The 17,706-nt window shown below is 67.9% G+C and carries 10 protein-coding genes and 1 riboswitch; all 10 genes read left to right on the top strand.

The features are described 5' to 3' along the window. Position 1: 1 nt before the first annotated feature. On the top strand, positions 2–838 hold the full coding sequence (fdhD, locus tag J1M36_RS07075) for a formate dehydrogenase accessory sulfurtransferase FdhD (RefSeq protein ID WP_064845229.1): 837 nt from the start codon (positions 2–4) through the stop codon (positions 836–838). A 304-nt stretch (positions 839–1,142) separates the two neighbouring features. After that, positions 1,143–1,676 carry a 50S ribosomal protein L10 gene (rplJ, locus tag J1M36_RS07070; protein WP_035959878.1) on the top strand — a complete coding sequence of 178 codons (534 nt, stop codon included), beginning with the start codon at positions 1,143–1,145 and terminating at the stop codon, positions 1,674–1,676. Positions 1,677–1,798: 122 nt separating this feature from the next. Next, a complete protein-coding gene (rplL, locus tag J1M36_RS07065) occupies positions 1,799–2,185 on the top strand; it encodes a 50S ribosomal protein L7/L12 (RefSeq protein WP_035959869.1) in 387 nt (128 codons plus the stop codon). Between the two features lie 158 nt (positions 2,186–2,343). Continuing rightward, a riboswitch (glycine riboswitch) is annotated at positions 2,344–2,477 on the top strand. Positions 2,478–2,639: 162 nt separating this feature from the next. Then, positions 2,640–5,543, top strand: a complete 2,904-nt coding sequence (gcvP, locus tag J1M36_RS07060; protein WP_064845228.1) for an aminomethyl-transferring glycine dehydrogenase — start codon at positions 2,640–2,642, stop codon at positions 5,541–5,543. Next, entirely contained in the window at positions 5,540–6,685 is a 1,146-nt protein-coding gene (gcvT, locus tag J1M36_RS07055; RefSeq protein ID WP_064845227.1) for a glycine cleavage system aminomethyltransferase GcvT, read from the top strand. Before gcvP ends, gcvT begins: the two co-directional genes overlap by 4 nt. Before the next feature lie 134 nt (positions 6,686–6,819). Next, positions 6,820–7,563, top strand: a complete 744-nt coding sequence (locus J1M36_RS07050) for an MBL fold metallo-hydrolase (protein ID WP_064845226.1) — start codon at positions 6,820–6,822, stop codon at positions 7,561–7,563. A 239-nt stretch (positions 7,564–7,802) separates the two neighbouring features. Then, positions 7,803–11,312: a DNA-directed RNA polymerase subunit beta gene (gene rpoB, locus J1M36_RS07045; protein ID WP_064845225.1), complete on the top strand. Its 3,510-nt coding sequence runs from the start codon at positions 7,803–7,805 to the stop codon at positions 11,310–11,312. Positions 11,313–11,377: 65 nt separating this feature from the next. Then, entirely contained in the window at positions 11,378–15,268 is a 3,891-nt protein-coding gene (locus J1M36_RS07040; RefSeq protein WP_064845224.1) for a DNA-directed RNA polymerase subunit beta', read from the top strand. A 268-nt stretch (positions 15,269–15,536) separates the two neighbouring features. Continuing rightward, entirely contained in the window at positions 15,537–16,313 is a 777-nt protein-coding gene (locus J1M36_RS07035; RefSeq protein WP_064845223.1) for an IclR family transcriptional regulator, read from the top strand. Between the two features lie 188 nt (positions 16,314–16,501). After that, positions 16,502–17,701, top strand: a complete 1,200-nt coding sequence (locus tag J1M36_RS07030) for a 4-hydroxybenzoate 3-monooxygenase (protein ID WP_064845222.1) — start codon at positions 16,502–16,504, stop codon at positions 17,699–17,701. The last annotated feature ends 5 nt before the right edge of the window (positions 17,702–17,706 follow it).

Genomic DNA, 17,706 nt, shown 5'->3' with positions numbered 1-17,706 from the left:
GATGGCCGCTCGGATCATCGTCCCCGCCCGCGTGCGCACGTTCGACGCCCACGGGGAAGTGCGCGCGGGTCCGGACCGGCTCGCGGGGGAGGAACCCCTGGAGATCCGGCTGAACGGGCAACAGTTCACCGTGACCATGCGCACGCCCGGGGACGACTTCGAACTCGTGACGGGGCTGCTGCTGAGCGAGGCCGTGATCACGGAGGTCTCGCACATCGTGAAGATGGACTACCGCTCGGGCGTGGACCAGGACGGGCACCGCACGTACAACGTGGTGGACGTCCGGCTCGCACCGGCGGCCCCGGGGCCGCGCGCGGACGCCCAGCGCCAGGTGTTCACATCCTCGTCGTGCGGGGTGTGTGGCACGCCGTCGTTGGACGGGGTGGTCAAGTCCTCCGCGTACCCCGTGGCGCACCCGCGTCCACTCGTCACCGCGGCGCGGCTCGTGTCCCTGCCGGATGAGTTGCGGGAGCACCAGCGGGTCTTCTCCGCCACGGGCGGGGTGCACGCGGCGGCGCTGTTCCCCGTGGGCCGGGACGAACCCCTCGTGGTCCGGGAGGACGTGGGCCGGCACAACGCCGTGGACAAGGTCATCGGGTGGGCGGTGCAGCGAGGACTGCTGCCGCTGCACGAAGCGGTCCTGCAGGTCTCCGCTCGGGCGTCGTTCGAGCTTGTGAGCAAGGCCGCCATGGCCGGGATCCCCGTGCTCTCCGCGGTCAGCGCACCCTCCGCACTCGCCGTGACCCACGGGCGGGAGCGCGGGGTCACGGTCGTGGGGTTCAACCGCAAGGGCCGGTGCAACGTCTACACCCACCCGGAGCGCATCACGGGGGAGTGAACCGGGCCCTGACGATTTGATGGGCACCCGCGCCCCGCTGATTTGGTGGGCACCGCGCCCTGGGGTACGATGGATGTACCAAAGACCGCCGGTCATCACGCGTGCCCCGGTACGCGCGATCTAAGAGGTTCCCGGAAACGTGAACCGTCCAGCGCAGGTGAACCAGCACGAATCCCGCTCCTCAAAACCGCATCTTCATGCGTGTGATCAGGACGTGGTCTCGAGCCCCGGGCATCTGCGCGGGGCTTTTTTCGTGTCCTCGTACGGGACGCGGGCCGGCACCCACATGTAAGGAAGGAGCACCATGGCGAATCCTGAAAAGGCTGCCGCGGTTGCGGAGTTGAAGGAATTCTTCTCCAACTCGCACGCTGCCGTCCTGACGGAGTACCGCGGTCTCACCGTGGCTCAGCTGAAGACGCTGCGCCGTTCCCTCGGTGAGAACGCCGAATACGCCGTGGTGAAGAACACGCTCACCGCCATCGCGGCTCGCGAGTCCGGTATCGACGCGTTCGAGGGCAAGCTCACGGGCCCCTCGGCCATCGCGTTCGTCTCCGGTGACGCCGTCGAGGCCGCCAAGAGTCTGCGTGACTTCGCCAAGGACAACCCCCAGTTGGTCGTCAAGGGCGGTTACCTGGATGGCGTCGCGATGGACGAGTCCGAGATCAAGAAGCTCGCGGACCTCGAGTCCCGCGAGGTTCTGCTGGCCAAGGTCGCCGGCGCCGCCAAGGCGTCGATGTCCAAGGCTGCTGCGCTGTTCCAGGCCCCGCTGTCCAAGACCGTGCGCACCGCCGAGGCCCTGCGCGCCAAGCTGGACGAACAGGGCGAGAACGCCGCCTGATCCCTTCGGGGACCCGGTTGCGGGGTCCCGGGCGAGCGCCCGGGAAACACCCGTGTTCTTCCCACGCACACCTCGCCGGCGCCACCAGCACCGGCACCACGTACAAGTAAGGAGCCAATACCATGGCTAAGCTGACCACCGAAGAACTCATCGAGGCCTTCAAGGAACTGTCCCTCATCGAGCTGTCCGAGTTCGTGAAGGCGTTCGAGGAGACCTTCGACGTCACCGCTGCCGCCCCCGTGGCCGTGGCCGGTGCCGCTCCCGCCGGCGGCGACGCCGGTGGGGCCGAGGAGGAGAAGACCGAGTTCGACGTCATCCTCGAATCCGCCGGTGACAAGAAGATCCAGGTCATCAAGGAAGTTCGCGGCCTGACCTCCCTGGGCCTGAAGGAAGCCAAGGACCTCGTGGACAGCGCTCCCAAGGCCGTCCTCGAAGGCGCCACCAAGGAAGCCGCTGACAAGGCGAAGGAAGCCCTCGAGGGCGCCGGCGCCTCCGTCACTGTCAAGTGATCCACGGCGCCTCGTGCGCCCGCCGTGTCCCGTGACGTGACCCCCGGGTCCGTCCGGCACGACATCCCCGCGAAACCCCGCACCGATCATCGGTGCGGGGTTTCGCGCATTCCCCGTAGCGGTGTGATGTGCGAAACTGTGTGTGACCATCTGGCCGTCACCGTACGGCGGGAGAGCATGGCGGATCCTCGTGAGCCGGAACCACGTGAACCGGTACCGCGGGCATCGCGCCATCGCCGAAGGAGCAAACCCTCCCCGGGAATCTCTCAGGCACCCGTACCGCCGCACCGGGCCACTCTGAAGAGCTCACCCCTGTCACGGGGAGAGCACCGACGGGGCAGGTCGACGGGCGCGAGTTGCTGCGCCCGCCGGCGAAATCTCTCAGGTTGCGATACAGAGCGGGGAGGACTCACCGGGCCCTCGCGCGCCCACAAGCAGCCCAGGAGACCCTCGTATGTCCTTCCTGTCACGCCACATCGGCCCCGACGCCGATGACATGGCCGTCATGCTCCGCACCGTGGGGGTAGCCAGCCTCGACGAACTGATCGACCGCGCCGTCCCCGAGAGCATCCGTGTCCGGGACGCCCTGGACCTGCCGGAACCCCTCGACGAGCCCGAGGCCCTCGCGGCCCTGCGCTCGATCGCTGCGCGCAACACCGTGATGCGCCAGATGATCGGGCAGGGCTACCACGACACCGTGACGCCCGCCGCGATCCGACGCAACATCCTGGAGAACCCCGGGTTCTACACGTCCTACACGCCGTACCAGCCCGAGATCTCCCAAGGCCGGCTCGAGTTGCTGCTCACGTTCCAGAACGCGGTGATCGACCTCACCGGCCTCGAGGTGGCCAACGCGTCCCTTCTGGACGAGTCCTCTGCCGTGGCCGAGGCCGTGCTCATGATGCGCCGCGCCAACCGCCGATCCAAGAGCCTGCGCGTGCTCGTGGACAGCCGCAGCCTGCCCCAGACCCTCGCCGTGCTCACGGGCCGCACCCGTGCCGCGGGTATCGAGCTTGTCACGGCGGACCTCGGTGATCCCGACGCCGCCGCGCGGGCGGTCTCGGAGGGTGACGTCTTCGGCGTCGTCGTCGCGCAGATCGGTGCGGACGGGGACGTCACGGATCCCACCGCGGTGATCGACGCCGCGCACGAGGCGGGCGCGCTCGTGACCGTGAGCACCGACCTGCTCGCCTTGACCATGCTGCGCAGCCCGGGTGAGCTGGGCGCGGACATCGCGGTCGGCTCGGCCCAGCGCTTCGGGGTGCCCCTGTTCTTCGGGGGCCCGCACGCCGCATTCATGGCGACCCGCAAGGGTACCGAACGCTCCTTGCCGGGGCGCATCGTGGGGGTGTCCACCGATTCCTCGGGCGCACCCGCGTACCGGCTCGCGCTGCAGACACGTGAGCAGCACATCCGACGCGAGAAGGCGACCTCCAACATCTGCACGGCGCAGGCCCTGCTCGCGATCGTGGCCGCGGCCTACGCGGTGCACCACGGTCCCGTCGCACTGCGTGCCCTCGCCGAGCGGCTGCACGGTCTCGCCGCGGAGCTCGCCGCCGGGTTGCGGGAGCGCGGGATCGACGTCGCCCACGAGCGGTTCTTCGACACCGTGACCTTCTCCGCGCCGGGCCGGGCGGACGGCATCGTGGCCGCGGCCGCGGACCGCGGGATCAACCTCCGTCGCATCGACCAGGACACGGTGGGCGTGAGCTTCGGTGAACCCCATACGCAGCGGGACGTCCAGGACGTGCTCACCGCGGTGTCCGAGGCGTGCGGCGCGCGCACCTCGGACTCCGGGGAAGCCGCGAGCGCGGACGCACTGCCGGACGAGTGGCTGCGCACGGACGAGTACATGACCCACCCGGTCTTCCACACGCACCGCTCCGAGACCTCGCTCATGCGGTGGCTGCGCGAACTCTCCGACAGGGACCTGGCGCTGGACCGCACCATGATCCCGCTGGGCTCGTGCACCATGAAGCTCAACGCGGCGGCGGAGATGGAACCCATCTCGTGGCCCGAGTTCGCGAGTATCCACCCGTTGGCCCCTGCGGATCAGACCCGGGGCTGGACCGAACTGATCGAGCAGTTGCAGACATGGCTCGCGGAGATCACCGGCTACGCGGCGGTGTCCGTGCAGCCCAACGCCGGTTCGCAGGGTGAACTCGCGGGTCTGCTGGCCATCCGGCGGTACCAGCTGGCCCGCGGCGAGGGTCAGCGCAAGACGATCCTCATCCCGTCCTCCGCGCACGGGACCAACGCGGCGTCGGCCGTGCTCGCGGACCTCAAGGTCGTGGTCGTGGCGACCGCCGCGGACGGCACGATCGATCAGGCGGACCTCGCGGCCAAGATCGAGGCGGTGGGGGACGAGCTCGCGGGCATCATGGTCACCTACCCCTCGACCCACGGCGTCTACGACACGGACATCACCGAGGTGTGCGCCGCGGTACACGACGCCGGTGGTCAGGTCTACGTGGACGGCGCGAACCTCAACGCGCTCATGGGGCTGGCACGGCCCGGCCGCTTCGGCGGGGACGTCTCCCACCTGAACCTGCACAAGACCTTCTGCATCCCGCACGGCGGCGGCGGGCCCGGTGTGGGTCCCGTGGCCGTGGCCGAACACCTCGTGCCGTACCTGCCGGGCAACCCGGCGGACGCGGACCTGGACGAGCACGGCGCGGGCTTCCCCGTGGCGCAGGCTCCCTACGGTTCCGCGGGGGTTCTGCCCATCACGTGGATGTACATCGCCATGACGGGCGCGCAGGGGCTGACCGAGTCCACGCGCACCGCGGTGCTCGGGGCCAACTACATCTCCCGCGCGCTCGCGGACGTGTTCCCCACGCTGTACACCGGGGACGGCGGGCTCGTGGCCCACGAGTGCATCCTGGACCTGCGGCCCATGACCAAGGCCTCCGGCGTCACGGCCGAGGACGTGTGCAAGCGCCTCGTGGACTTCGGATTCCACGCGCCCACGCTCGCGTTCCCGGTCGCCGGGACCCTGATGGTCGAGCCCACCGAGTCCGAGGGCCTCGAGGAGCAGGACCGGTTCATCGCCGCGATGCGCACGATCCACGCGGAGATGCAGGAGATCGCGGACGGCACCGTGTCCCTCGAGGATTCCGTGATCCGCAACGCCCCGCACACCGCCCAAGTGCTCACCGCGGACGAGTGGCAGCGCGCCTACCCGCGCTCGCAGGCCGCCTACCCGGTCGCGTCCCTGCGCCGGGTCAAGTACTGGCCCCCCGTGGGCCGGATCGACAACGCCGCGGGGGACCGCAACCTCGTGTGCGAGTGCCCGCCCATCGAGGCGTTCGACGCCGCGTACAACACCGCGGCAGTAGCACAGGAGGAGACTCGATGAGCGAGCAGCACACCGCACTGTACGAGGACCACGAGCGGTTGGGGGCGCGGTTCACCGACTTCGGTGGCTGGACCATGCCCGTGCGCTACGCGAGCGACACCGCCGAGCACCACGCGGTGCGCCGCGGCGCCGGGATCTTCGACCTGTCCCACATGGGGGAGGTCTCGGTCTCGGGTCCGCAGGCCGGCGCGTTCCTGGACTACGCCCTCGTGGGTGTGCTCTCCGGGCTCACGGTGGGCCGCGCCAAGTACTCGATCATCGTGGACGAACAGGGCAGGATCCTGGACGACCTCATTACCTACCGTACGGACGAGGACGAGTACCTCGTGGTGCCGAACGCGGGCAACCAGGAGACGGTCGTGCGTGCGCTCCAGGAGCGCGCCCAGGGCTTCGACGTGCGCGTCACGGACAACGGTCCGGCGACGTCGCTGATCGCCGTCCAGGGTCCGCGCGCCCTCGAGGTGCTCGAGGCCACGCGCTTGGAACCGGCCGAGGACGTCGCCGCGCTGAAGTACTACGCGTGCGTGCGCGCACGCTGCGCGGACGTGGCCGTGCTCGTGGCCCGCACCGGGTACACGGGCGAGGACGGTTTCGAACTGTACTGCGACAACCAGGACGCGCCCGTGCTGTGGGACGCGCTCCTGACGACCGCGGCCGAGCTCGGCACGGAGGAGGCCCCCGTGGGAGCGGCGGGTCTCGCGGCGCGCGACTCCCTGCGGCTCGAGGCCGGGATGCCGCTGTACGGTCACGAACTGTCCACGGAGATCACCCCGGTCGAAGCGGGACTCGGCAAGCTCGTGGAGATCGCCCTGCGCAAGAAGGCGGAGGCCGGCACCACCACGGTCGGCGAGGAGGTGCTCGCGGCGATGCTGGAAGGCACGCCCGAACGCACCCTCATCGGTCTGGAGGGCCTGGGTCGCAAACCCGTGCGCGCGGGCTACACCGTGCACGTGGGGGAGCGCACCGTGGGTGAGGTCACGAGCGGGCTGCCCTCGCCCACGCTGGGCAAGCCGGTGGCCATGGCGCTCGTGGCCACGGACGCCGTCGACGGGATCGACGCCGGTGAGGTGAGCGTCCAGGACGCACGCGGGCGCGCCGTGGAGGTCACGCGCACCGCGCTGCCCTTCTACAAGCGGTCCTGAAGGGTGGTGTGGGGAGCGAGCCGCCCGGAGTAGTCTCTAGGCAGGCCCGCTCCGCCGTGCACGTTCCGAGGACCGCGCGGGCCGGTGAGGGTCCCGCCCCGTGTGATCGGGGCGGGACGGACAAGGAGAACGACGTGTTCCTGCGCGACGCCGCCCCCGGGATCCATATGATCCAGAACCACAACGTGAACTGCTATGTCCTGGAGGACTCGGACGGCCTCACGGTCGTGGACGCCGGTCTGCCCAGGGTGTGGAACGAACTCGGGTGGGCCGTGCGCGAACTCGGCCACGCCCCAGAGGACATCAAAGCGCTCGTATTGACCCATGCGCACTTCGACCACGTGGGGGTCGCCGCGAAACTCGTGGACCGGCTCGGGATTCCCGTTTACGCCCACCAGCGGGACAAGCACCTCGCGGCACACCCTTACAGCTACGCGCACGAGAACCCCACGGCCGTCTACCCGCTGCGTCACCCGCGCGCCGTGCCGATCCTCGCGTCCATGATCGCCGGTGGCGCCGCGATGGTGCGGGGCGTGACCGTGACCCGCGAGCTGACCGCGGGGGAGACCGTCCCCGTCCCGGGCCGCCCGCGGGTCGTGTTCACCGCGGGCCACACGTACGGGCACTGCGCGCTGTACGTCCCCACAGCGGACGCCGTGATATCGGGGGACGCGCTCGTGACCCTGGACCCCTACTCGGGTCTCACGGGCCCCCGCATCGTGGCTCGCGCCGCCACCGCGGACAGCGCGATGGCCGTGGAATCCCTCGCCGCACTCGAGGTCACGGGAGCCACCCTGGTGCTGCCCGGACACGGCGACCCGTGGCGTGAAGGTGTGGGACGCGCCGTCGAACTGGCCCGGGAGAACGGGATCGCCTGAGGGTGCGCCGCCCGAGGGGCGGGCATCTTACGGCCCGGACGGGATTTCGTCCAGCACCGGTGTGGACAAACGGGCGCAGTTCGCCTAAACTGGTACTTTGCGTTGTCCCTTATACATGCGTGCCTTCATATAGCGGTGGGCGCCGCAGGGGCGGTTGTCGACGAGCATCGAAAACCGGCCCCTTTTTCTCTCCCCGGGAACCTCGCGTATTCACTGCATGTCTGTGGAAGGATCACATCTTGGTCGCCTCGAGCACCGATACGAACGTCTCCGCCAACCACCCCACGAGTGATAACACTCCTCGCCGCGTTTCCTTCGCGAAGATCCACGAACCGCTGGACGTCCCCAACCTGCTCGCTCTGCAGACCGACAGCTTCGATCGGCTGGTCGGCAACGAGCGCTGGCAGGCACGCGTGGTCGAAGCCCAGGAGACGGGTGACACCAGCGTTCCCACGACCTCCGGTCTGTCCGACATCTTCGAGGAGATCTCCCCGATCGAGGACTTCCAGGGCACCATGTCCCTGTCCTTCTCCGAGCCGGAGTTCTACGACCCCAAGTACACAATGGTCGAGTGCAAGGACCGCGACGCGACCTTCTCGGCCCCGCTGTACGTCAAGGCCGAGTTCATGAACAACAACACGGGCGAGATCAAGCAGCAGACCGTGTTCATGGGCGACTTCCCCCTGATGACCGACAAGGGCACGTTCGTGATCAACGGCTCCGAGCGCGTCGTCGTCTCCCAGCTCGTGCGTTCCCCGGGTGCCTACTTCGAGAAGGGCCAGGACCGCACGTCCGACAAGGACATCTACTCCGCCAAGATCATCCCGTCCCGCGGTGCGTGGTTCGAGCTCGAGATCGACAAGCGCGATCAGGTGGGTGTGCGCCTGGACCGCAAGCGCAAGCAGTCCGTGACCGTGCTGCTCAAGGCGCTGGGCTGGACCGAGTCCAAGATCCTCGAGGAGTTCGGCGAGTTCGACTCCATCCGCGCGACGCTGGAGAAGGACACCACGGAGACCCGTGAGGAGGCGCTGCTGGACATCTACCGCAAGTTGCGCCCGGGGGAGCCGCCCACGGTGGACGCCGCCCAGTCCCTGCTGGACAACATGTACTTCAACCCCAAGCGCTACGACCTCGCCAAGGTGGGCCGCTACAAGCTCAACCGCAAGCTCGGTCTGGACAAGCCGTTCACGGACTCGGACGCCTCGGTGCTGTCCCTCGACGACATCGTCGCCATGATTCGCTACCTCGTGACCCTGCACGACGGCGGCTCCACCATGCCCGGTACGCGTGACGGCGAGGCCCGTGAGATCCACGTGGACGTGGACGACATCGACCACTTCGGCAACCGTCGCATCCGCGCGGTGGGCGAGCTGATCGAGAACCAGATCCGCACGGGTCTGTCCCGCATGGAGCGCGTGGTGCGCGAGCGGATGACCACCCAGGACGTCGAGGCGATCACGCCGCAGACCCTGATCAACATCCGCCCGGTCGTGGCCGCGATCAAGGAGTTCTTCGGGACCTCCCAGCTGTCGCAGTTCATGGACCAGAACAACCCGCTCGCGGGCCTCACGCACAAGCGTCGTCTATCCGCGCTGGGTCCCGGTGGCCTCTCCCGCGATCGCGCGGGCATGGAGGTCCGTGACGTGCACCCCTCGCACTACGGCCGCATGTGCCCGATCGAGACGCCGGAAGGCTCGAACATCGGTCTGATCGGTTCGCTCGCGACCTACGCGCGGATCAACCCGTTCGGTTTCATCGAGACGCCCTACCGCCGCGTCGTGGACGGCACCGTAACCAACGACGTCGTCTACCTCACCGCGGACGACGAGCGCGGGCTCACCATTGCGCAGGCCAACGCTCCGTTGACCGACGACGGTCGCTTCGCCGAGGACACCGTCCTCGCGCGTGCCTCCGACGGCTCGGGTGAAGCGGTGCTCGTGGCCCCCACGGACATCGAGTTCATGGACGTGTCCCCGCGCCAGATGGTGTCGGTGGCCACCGCCCTGATCCCGTACCTCGAGCACGACGACGCCAACCGCGCGCTCATGGGCGCCAACATGCAGCGTCAGGCCGTGCCGCTGCTCACGTCCGAGGCGCCACTCGTGGGCACTGGTATGGAGCGCTACGCGGCCCTGGACGCCGGCGACTCGGTGCTGGCCACCAAGTCCGGCGTGGTCGAGGAAGTCTCCGCGGACCTCGTGACCGTCCTGAACGACGACGGCACCACCAAGCTCTACCCGATCAACAAGTTCGTGCGCTCGAACCCGGGCAACACGTACAACCAGCGCGTGATCGTCTCCGAGGGCGACCGCGTGGAGCCCCGCACCGTGATCGCGGACGGGCCCTCCACCGACCACGGTGAACTCGCACTGGGCAAGAACCTGCTGATCGCGTACATGTCCTGGGAAGGCCTCAACTACGAGGACGCCATCATCCTGTCCCAGCGCATGGTCTCCGAGGACGTCCTGACGTCCATCCACATCGAGGAGCACGAGATCGACGCCCGCGACACCAAGCTCGGTGCCGAGGAGATCACCCGTGACATCCCCAACGTGTCGGAAGAGGTGCTCTCCGCCCTGGACGAGCGAGGCATCATCCACATCGGTGCCGAGGTCCAGGCCGGTGACATCCTCGTGGGTAAGGTCACGCCCAAGGGCGAGACCGAACTGACCCCGGAGGAGCGGCTGCTGCGCGCGATCTTCGGTGAGAAGTCCCGCGAGGTCCGTGACACCTCCCTCAAGGTTCCCCACGGCGAGTCCGGCACCGTGATCGGTGTGCGCGTGTTCGACCGCGACGACGAGGACGACGACCTCCCGGCCGGCGTCAACCAGGTCGTGCGCGTGTACGTGGCGCAGAAGCGCAAGATCACGGACGGCGACAAGCTCGCCGGTCGTCACGGCAACAAGGGCGTCATCTCCAAGATCCTGCCCATCGAGGACATGCCGTTCATGGAGGACGGCACCCCCGTGGACGTGATCCTGAACCCGCTGGGCGTGCCCGGTCGTATGAACCTGGGCCAGGTGCTCGAGGTCCACACCGGCTGGCTCGCCAAGCAGGGCTGGAACATCGAGGGCGACCCCGAGTGGCTGCACGGTCTGAGCAACTTCCCGAAGTCCACCGGTCCCACTAACGTGGCCACCCCGGTGTTCGACGGCGCTCGCGAGGACGAGATCTTCGACCTGCTGGACCACACCAACCCCACGCGGGACGGTGACCGCTTGATCGGGCGTTCCGGCAAGGCCAAGCTCTACGACGGCCGTTCCGGTCAGCCGTTCCCGGACCCCGTGTCCGTGGGCTACCAGTACATCTTGAAGCTCCACCACCTGGTGGACGACAAGATCCACGCGCGCTCCACCGGCCCGTACTCCATGATCACCCAGCAGCCGCTGGGCGGTAAGGCGCAGTTCGGCGGTCAGCGTTTCGGTGAGATGGAGGTGTGGGCGCTCGAGGCGTACGGCGCGGCCTACACCCTGCAGGAACTGCTCACCGTCAAGTCGGACGATGTCCACGGCCGCGTCAAGGTGTACGAGGCGATCGTCAAGGGCGAGAACATCCCTGAACCGGGTGTGCCCGAATCCTTCAAGGTGCTCATCAAGGAAATGCAGTCCCTGTGCCTGAACGTGGAGGTCCTCTCCGCGGACGGTAACGCGGTGGAAATGCGTGATTCCGAGGACGACAGCTTCCGGGCTGCGGACGAACTCGGTATCGACCTCTCCCACTCCGAGCCCAGCTCGGTCGAAGAGGTCTGAGACCCCTTTCGTTCATCGATCAGCCCGAACACACTTCAGGATTTTAGAAAGAGGGACAGGACCTTATGTCCAACGATTCTTCACTGGGCCTCATGCGTATCGGCCTCGCGACCGCGGATCAGATCCGCGGCTGGTCCTACGGCGAGGTCAAGAAGCCCGAGACCATCAACTACCGCACGCTCAAGCCTGAGAAGGACGGCTTGTTCTGCGAGAAGATCTTCGGCCCCACCCGGGACTGGGAGTGCTACTGCGGTAAGTACAAGCGTGTGCGCTACAAGGGCATCATCTGCGAGCGCTGCGGCGTGGAGGTCACGCGCGCCAAGGTGCGTCGTGAGCGGATGGGTCACATCGAGCTCGCCGCTCCCGTGACCCACATCTGGTACTTCAAGGGCGTGCCCTCGCGCTTGGGATACCTGCTGGACCTCGCCCCGAAGGACCTCGAAAAGGTCATCTACTTCGCGGCGTACATGATCACGTCCGTGGACGAGCAGGCCCGTCACGACGACCTGCCCAACCTGCAGGCCGCGATCGACCGTGAGAAGAAGCAGCTCGAGGACACCCGCGACGCGGACATCAACGCGATCGCCCGTGACCTCGAGAACGATCTCGCGCGCGTCGAGGAAGAGGGTGGCAAGGCCGCCGAGAAGCGCAAGCTGCGCGACTCCGCGGACCGCCAGATGGCAAACGTGCGCAAGCGCGCCGATCGCGAGATCGACTACCTCGAGAAGGTCTGGGACCGCTTCAAGAACCTCAAGGTCAACGACCTCGAGGGCGACGAGGCCCTGTACCGCCAGATGGTGGACCGCTACGGCATGTACTTCGAGGGCTCCATGGGCGCCGAGTCCATCAAGAAGCGCCTCGAGACCTTCGACCTCGCTGCCGAGGCCGAGGCCCTGCGCGAGACCATCGCCACGGGCAAGGGCCAGCGCAAGACGCGTGCGCTCAAGCGCCTCAAGGTTGTCAACGCGTTCCTGACCACGGACAACTCGCCGCTCGGCATGGTCCTGGACGCCGTCCCGGTCATCCCGCCGGAACTGCGCCCCATGGTCCAGCTGGACGGCGGCCGCTTCGCGACGTCCGATCTCAACGACCTCTACCGTCGTGTGATCAACCGCAACAACCGCCTCAAGCGGCTGTTGGACCTCGGTGCCCCCGAGATCATCGTGAACAACGAGAAGCGCATGCTCCAGGAGGCCGTGGACTCGCTGTTCGACAACGGCCGCCGCGGTCGCCCGGTCACGGGCCCCGGCAACCGTGCGCTGAAGTCGCTGTCCGACATGCTCAAGGGCAAGCAGGGCCGCTTCCGTCAGAACCTGCTGGGCAAACGCGTGGACTACTCCGGTCGTTCCGTGATCGTGGTGGGCCCGCAGCTCAAGCTGCACCAGTGCGGGCTGCCCAAGCAGATGGCGTTGGAGCTGTTCAAGCCCTTCGTGATGAAGCGCCTCGTGGACCTCAACCACGCGCAGAACATCAAGTCCGCCAAGCGGATGGTGGAGCGCTACCGCCCGCAGGTGTGGGACGTGCTGGAAGAGGTCATCACGGAGCACCCCGTGCTGCTCAACCGCGCACCGACCCTGCACCGTCTGGGCATCCAGGCGTTCGAGCCGCAGCTCGTGGAGGGCAAGGCCATCCAGCTGCACCCGCTCGTGTGCGGCGCGTTCAACGCCGACTTCGACGGTGACCAGATGGCCGTGCACCTGCCGCTGTCTCCGGAGGCGCAGGCCGAGGCGCGTGTGCTGATGCTGTCCTCGAACAACATCCTCAAGCCCTCGGACGGCAAGCCGATCGCCCTGCCCTCGCAGGACATGATCATCGGCCTCTACCACCTCACCACCGTGCGTGAGGGTTGGGCCGGGGAGGGCAACAGCTACTCCTCCGTGGCCGAGGCCATCATGGCCGCGGACTCCGGTGAGCTGCACCTGAACTCGCGCTGCAAGATCGAGCTCGAGGACTTCGTGCCGTACGCCGGGTGGGAAGCGCCCGAGGGCTGGGAGCAAGGTCAGCCCGCCGTCGTGGAGACCACGCTCGGTCGCGTGCTGTTCAACGAGACGCTGCCTGCCGACTACCCGTGGGACGAGAACGTCGCGGACAAGAAGCACCTGTCCGCGCTCGTGAACGACCTCGCAGAGCGTTACCCCATGACCCAGGTGGCCAAGACCTTGGACAACCTCAAGGACGCCGGCTTCCACTGGGCCTCCCGCTCGGGTGTCACCGTGGCCATCTCGGACATCGCCACCCCGCCGGAGAAGCCCGCCATCATGGAGGGCTACGAGGCGCAGGCCGCGCGGATCCAGGGCCAGTACGACAAGGGTCTGATCGACGACGACGAGCGCCGCTCCGAGCTCATCGACATCTGGTCCAAGGCCACCGACGAGGTCGCCGAGGCCATGCGCAACAACCTGACCGCCGGGAACACGATCAACCGGATGGTCTCCTCCGGTGCACGTGGTAACTGGATGCAGGTGCGTCAGATCGCGGGTATCCGTGGTCTGGTGGCAAACCCCAAGGGCGAGATCATGCCCCGACCGATCAAGTCCTCCTACCGTGAGGGCCTGTCCGTGTTGGAGTACTTCATCGCGACCCACGGTGCGCGTAAGGGCCTCGCGGACACCGCTCTGCGTACCGCCAACTCGGGTTACCTGACCCGTCGTCTGGTGGACGTCTCGCAGGACGTGATCGTGCGAGAGTCCGATTGCCAGACGGTGCGCGGGTTGACCCTGCCGCTCGCGGACATCACCGACACCGGTGTGCGCACGCTGCACGAGGACATCGAGAACACGGTGCACGGCCGCGTGCTGGCCAGCGCCGTGGCGGACGAGAACGGCGAAGTGCTTGCCGAGGCGGGCGCGGACATGTCCGACGCCATGATCAACAAGCTCTACAACGCCGGTGTGGACCAGGTGCGCGTGCGCTCGGTCCTCACGTGCGAGTCCGCCGTGGGCGTGTGCGCCGCGTGCTACGGTCGTTCGCTGGCCACCAACCAGTTGGTGGACATCGGCGAGGCCGTGGGCATCGTGGCCGCCCAGTCCATCGGTGAGCCCGGTACCCAGCTGACCATGCGTACGTTCCACACCGGTGGTGTGGCGTCCTCGGACGGTGACATCACGCAGGGTCTGCCCCGTATCCAGGAGCTGTTCGAGGCCCGCACGCCCAAGGGTGTGGCCCCAATCTCCGAGGTGGCTGGCCGAATCCGCATCGAGGACACGGACAAGTCGCTGAAGATCGTGGTGGTCCCGGACAACGGTGACGAGGAGTTCGCCTACCCAGTGCTGCGCCGCGCCAAGCTGCTCGTCGCGGACGGCGATCACGTGGAGGTCGGTCAGCAGCTCGTGACCGGAGCCGTGGACCCCAAGGAGGTACTGCGTATCCGCGGTCCTCGCGAGGCGCAGAAGCACCTCGTGGATGAGGTCCAGGGCGTGTACCGCTCCCAGGGCGTGGGCATCCACGACAAGCACGTGGAGGTCATCGTGCGCCAGATGCTGCGGCGCGTGACCATCATCGAGTCCGGCGACACCTCGTTGCTGCCGGGTGAGCTGGTGGACAACGTGCGCTTCCTCGAGGCCAACCGCGCCGCGGTGGCGGAGGGCAAGCGTCCCGCGGCCGGGCGTCCGGAGCTCATGGGCATCACCAAGGCCTCCCTGGCCACGGACTCGTGGCTGTCCGCCGCGTCCTTCCAGGAGACCACCCGTGTGCTCACGCAGGCCGCCATGGAGGGCAAGTCGGATCCGCTGCTGGGTCTGAAGGAGAACGTGATCATCGGTAAGCTCATCCCCGCCGGTACCGGTCTGGAGCGGTACAACAGCGTGGACGTGGAGCCCACCGAGGAGGCCAAGGCCTCCATGTTCACGGATCCCTCCGCGTTCACCGATTTCAGCTACGCCGAGGAGAACGCCGGGGGGCTCGGTTCCGAGTTCCATGCGATCCCCCTGGACGACTACGATTTCGGCGGTCACTGAGCCGAGTAGGCGTGTGATCTGAGAGCCCGGGTGGGCTTCCCTTCGGGGAGGGCCACCCGGGCTCTCGCGTACCCGGACCCGTTCCGGACGACGGCGCGGTACCCGGCCACCGCGCCCCGGTTGCGACCGACCCGAACGCGTTCGTCCCGGTCGCGGCCACCCTCGCCGCGGCTTCGTGCCGGGAGAGGCACGGCCGCGGGGTCGTAGGCTGAAGCGGGCAAGGATCCCGCGGTTCGGCTTTCGCGGGAGCCATGAACGGAGGCGAAGCATGGCCAACTCGGCGTCCGGTGAATCACTGATCACCCGGTTCGATCGCGTCCTGGACGCGTTCGGCCCCGCACGTCCCGAGCTGACCTTCCGCGAGATCTGCGCGGCCACCGGGTTGCCATCCTCCACGGTGCACCGGATCCTGGGGGACATGAAGCGCGCGAGGTGGCTCGAGTCCGGTTCCGCGCAGACCTACCGGGTGGGGACCCGGTTGTGGGAGCTCGCGTCCCGCGCGGCATCCGCCGAGAACCTCGCAGCGGTCGCGATCCCGTTCATGTCGGACGTGCACGCGGTGCTGCGCCAACACGTGCACGTGGGGGTGATCGAGGGCCACGACGTCCTGTTCGCCGAGCGGATCGCCGCGAGTGACTCGGCGGTCCCACTGCGCTCGATCGTCGCCGGACGCCTTCCACTGCACCGCTCGGCCACGGGTCTCGCCCTGTTGTGCCACTGTTCGGACGAGTTCATCGCGCAGTACCATGACGCCGCCGCGGCGCGGGCGGTCGCGGATGAACCGGGCGGTGCCCTCGTGGGCAGGGAACGCTTCGCGGCGGACCTGCGGGTCTTCGCGCAGCGCGGTTATGCGATCCAGCGCGAACGCATCGACGAGGGCAGTGGGGGAGTGGCGGTCCCGCTCAAGGTCCCCCCGGGGCACCGCGCAGCGGCCCTCGGAGCGGTGCTGCCCCTGAGCGACATGCGAGATCCGGACGTCTCGGCCATCGTGCAAACGTTACGGGTTGCCGGCCACGGGATCTCCCGCGCCCTGGGGGCATTCTGACAACCCCTTGTGGGTGATCTTCGCGGGAAACACCTCCGCCCAAGTCGCAACGGGGAGCCGCGTACCGGCCGCAGCGATGTCGTACCCCGCGTCACAGGCGCGGCCCCCGTCCCATTGAACGGAATCAATGAGATACGCGCCATGTGGCTCCAACATAATGTGACCCACGACGTGCGCAAGGAGGACACATGCTCGAGGAGCGAACGATCATCGACACCCAGGTGGCCATCGTGGGGGCGGGGCCCGCCGGACTGATGCTCTCCCACCTGTTGCACCGGGCCGGGATCGACAACGTGGTCGTGGAGAAACGCAGCCACGACGAGATCGCCAACACCCACCGTGCGGGCATCCTCGAAGCGGGGACCGTGCAGATGCTCGCCGAGACCGGCGTGGACGGGCGCGTGCTGTCGCACGGCCACGAGCACGAGGGCACCGTGCTGCGCTTCGAGGGCGAGAGCCGTCGCATCGACTTCCAAAAGCTCGTGGGTCAGTCCGTGTGGCTGTACCCCCAGAACGAGGTCTTCGTGGATCTTGCGGCGGCGCGCGAGCGCGACGGCGGTGACGTGCGCTGGGAAGTCACGGACACCGAGGTCCGGGACCTGACCACGGAGCAGCCCACGGTGCTGTGCACCACCAAGGAGGGCGAGAAGCTCGAGATCCGTAGCCGCCTGCTCGTGGGCGCGGACGGTTCCAAGGGCATCTGCAAGCGTCAGATCCCGCAGGACGTGCGCACGGACAATTTCATCGAGTACCCGTTCGCGTGGTTCGGGATCCTGTGCGAAGCGCCGCCGTCGGCACCCGAGCTGATCTACGCGAACTCGCAGTACGGTTTCGCGTTGATCTCGCAGCGCAGCGACACCGTGCAGCGCATGTACTTCCAGTGCGACCCCAATGAGAACGTGGACGACTGGGACGACGAGCGGATCTGGACCGAGTTGCAGCGGCGCATCGACGGCCCGGACGGGTTGCAGCTGCAGCGCGGGCCCATCTTCGACAAAACCGTGCTGCCGTTCCGCTCGTACGTGTGCGAGCCCCTGCGCTACGGGAACATGTTCCTGGTGGGGGACGCCGGGCACACCGTGCCGCCCACGGGCGCCAAGGGTCTGAACCTCGCGTTCTGCGACGTGCGGGTGCTCGCGCCGGCGATCATCGAGTTCTTCGGTTCCGGTGACGAGCGCGGGTTGGCCGGGTACTCCGCCAAGGCCCTGGACCGGATCTGGAAGGCCCAGAACTTCTCGTACTGGGTCACCAACCTGATGCATATCCAGCCGGGGGAGAACCCCTTCAACATGAAGCGCCGCCGGGGCGAGTTCGAGACCGTCACGAACTCCACGTACGGCTCGGGCTACTTCGCCGAGTCATACACCGGCTGGCAGGACCGCACCTGAGCACA

The organism is Kocuria sp. KRD140 (assembly GCF_017168375.1).
GTDB lineage: Bacteria > Actinomycetota > Actinomycetes > Actinomycetales > Micrococcaceae > Kocuria > Kocuria marina.
The sequence above is the reverse complement of the archived record's forward strand: the minus strand, read 5'-3'. Positions and strand labels throughout refer to the sequence as shown.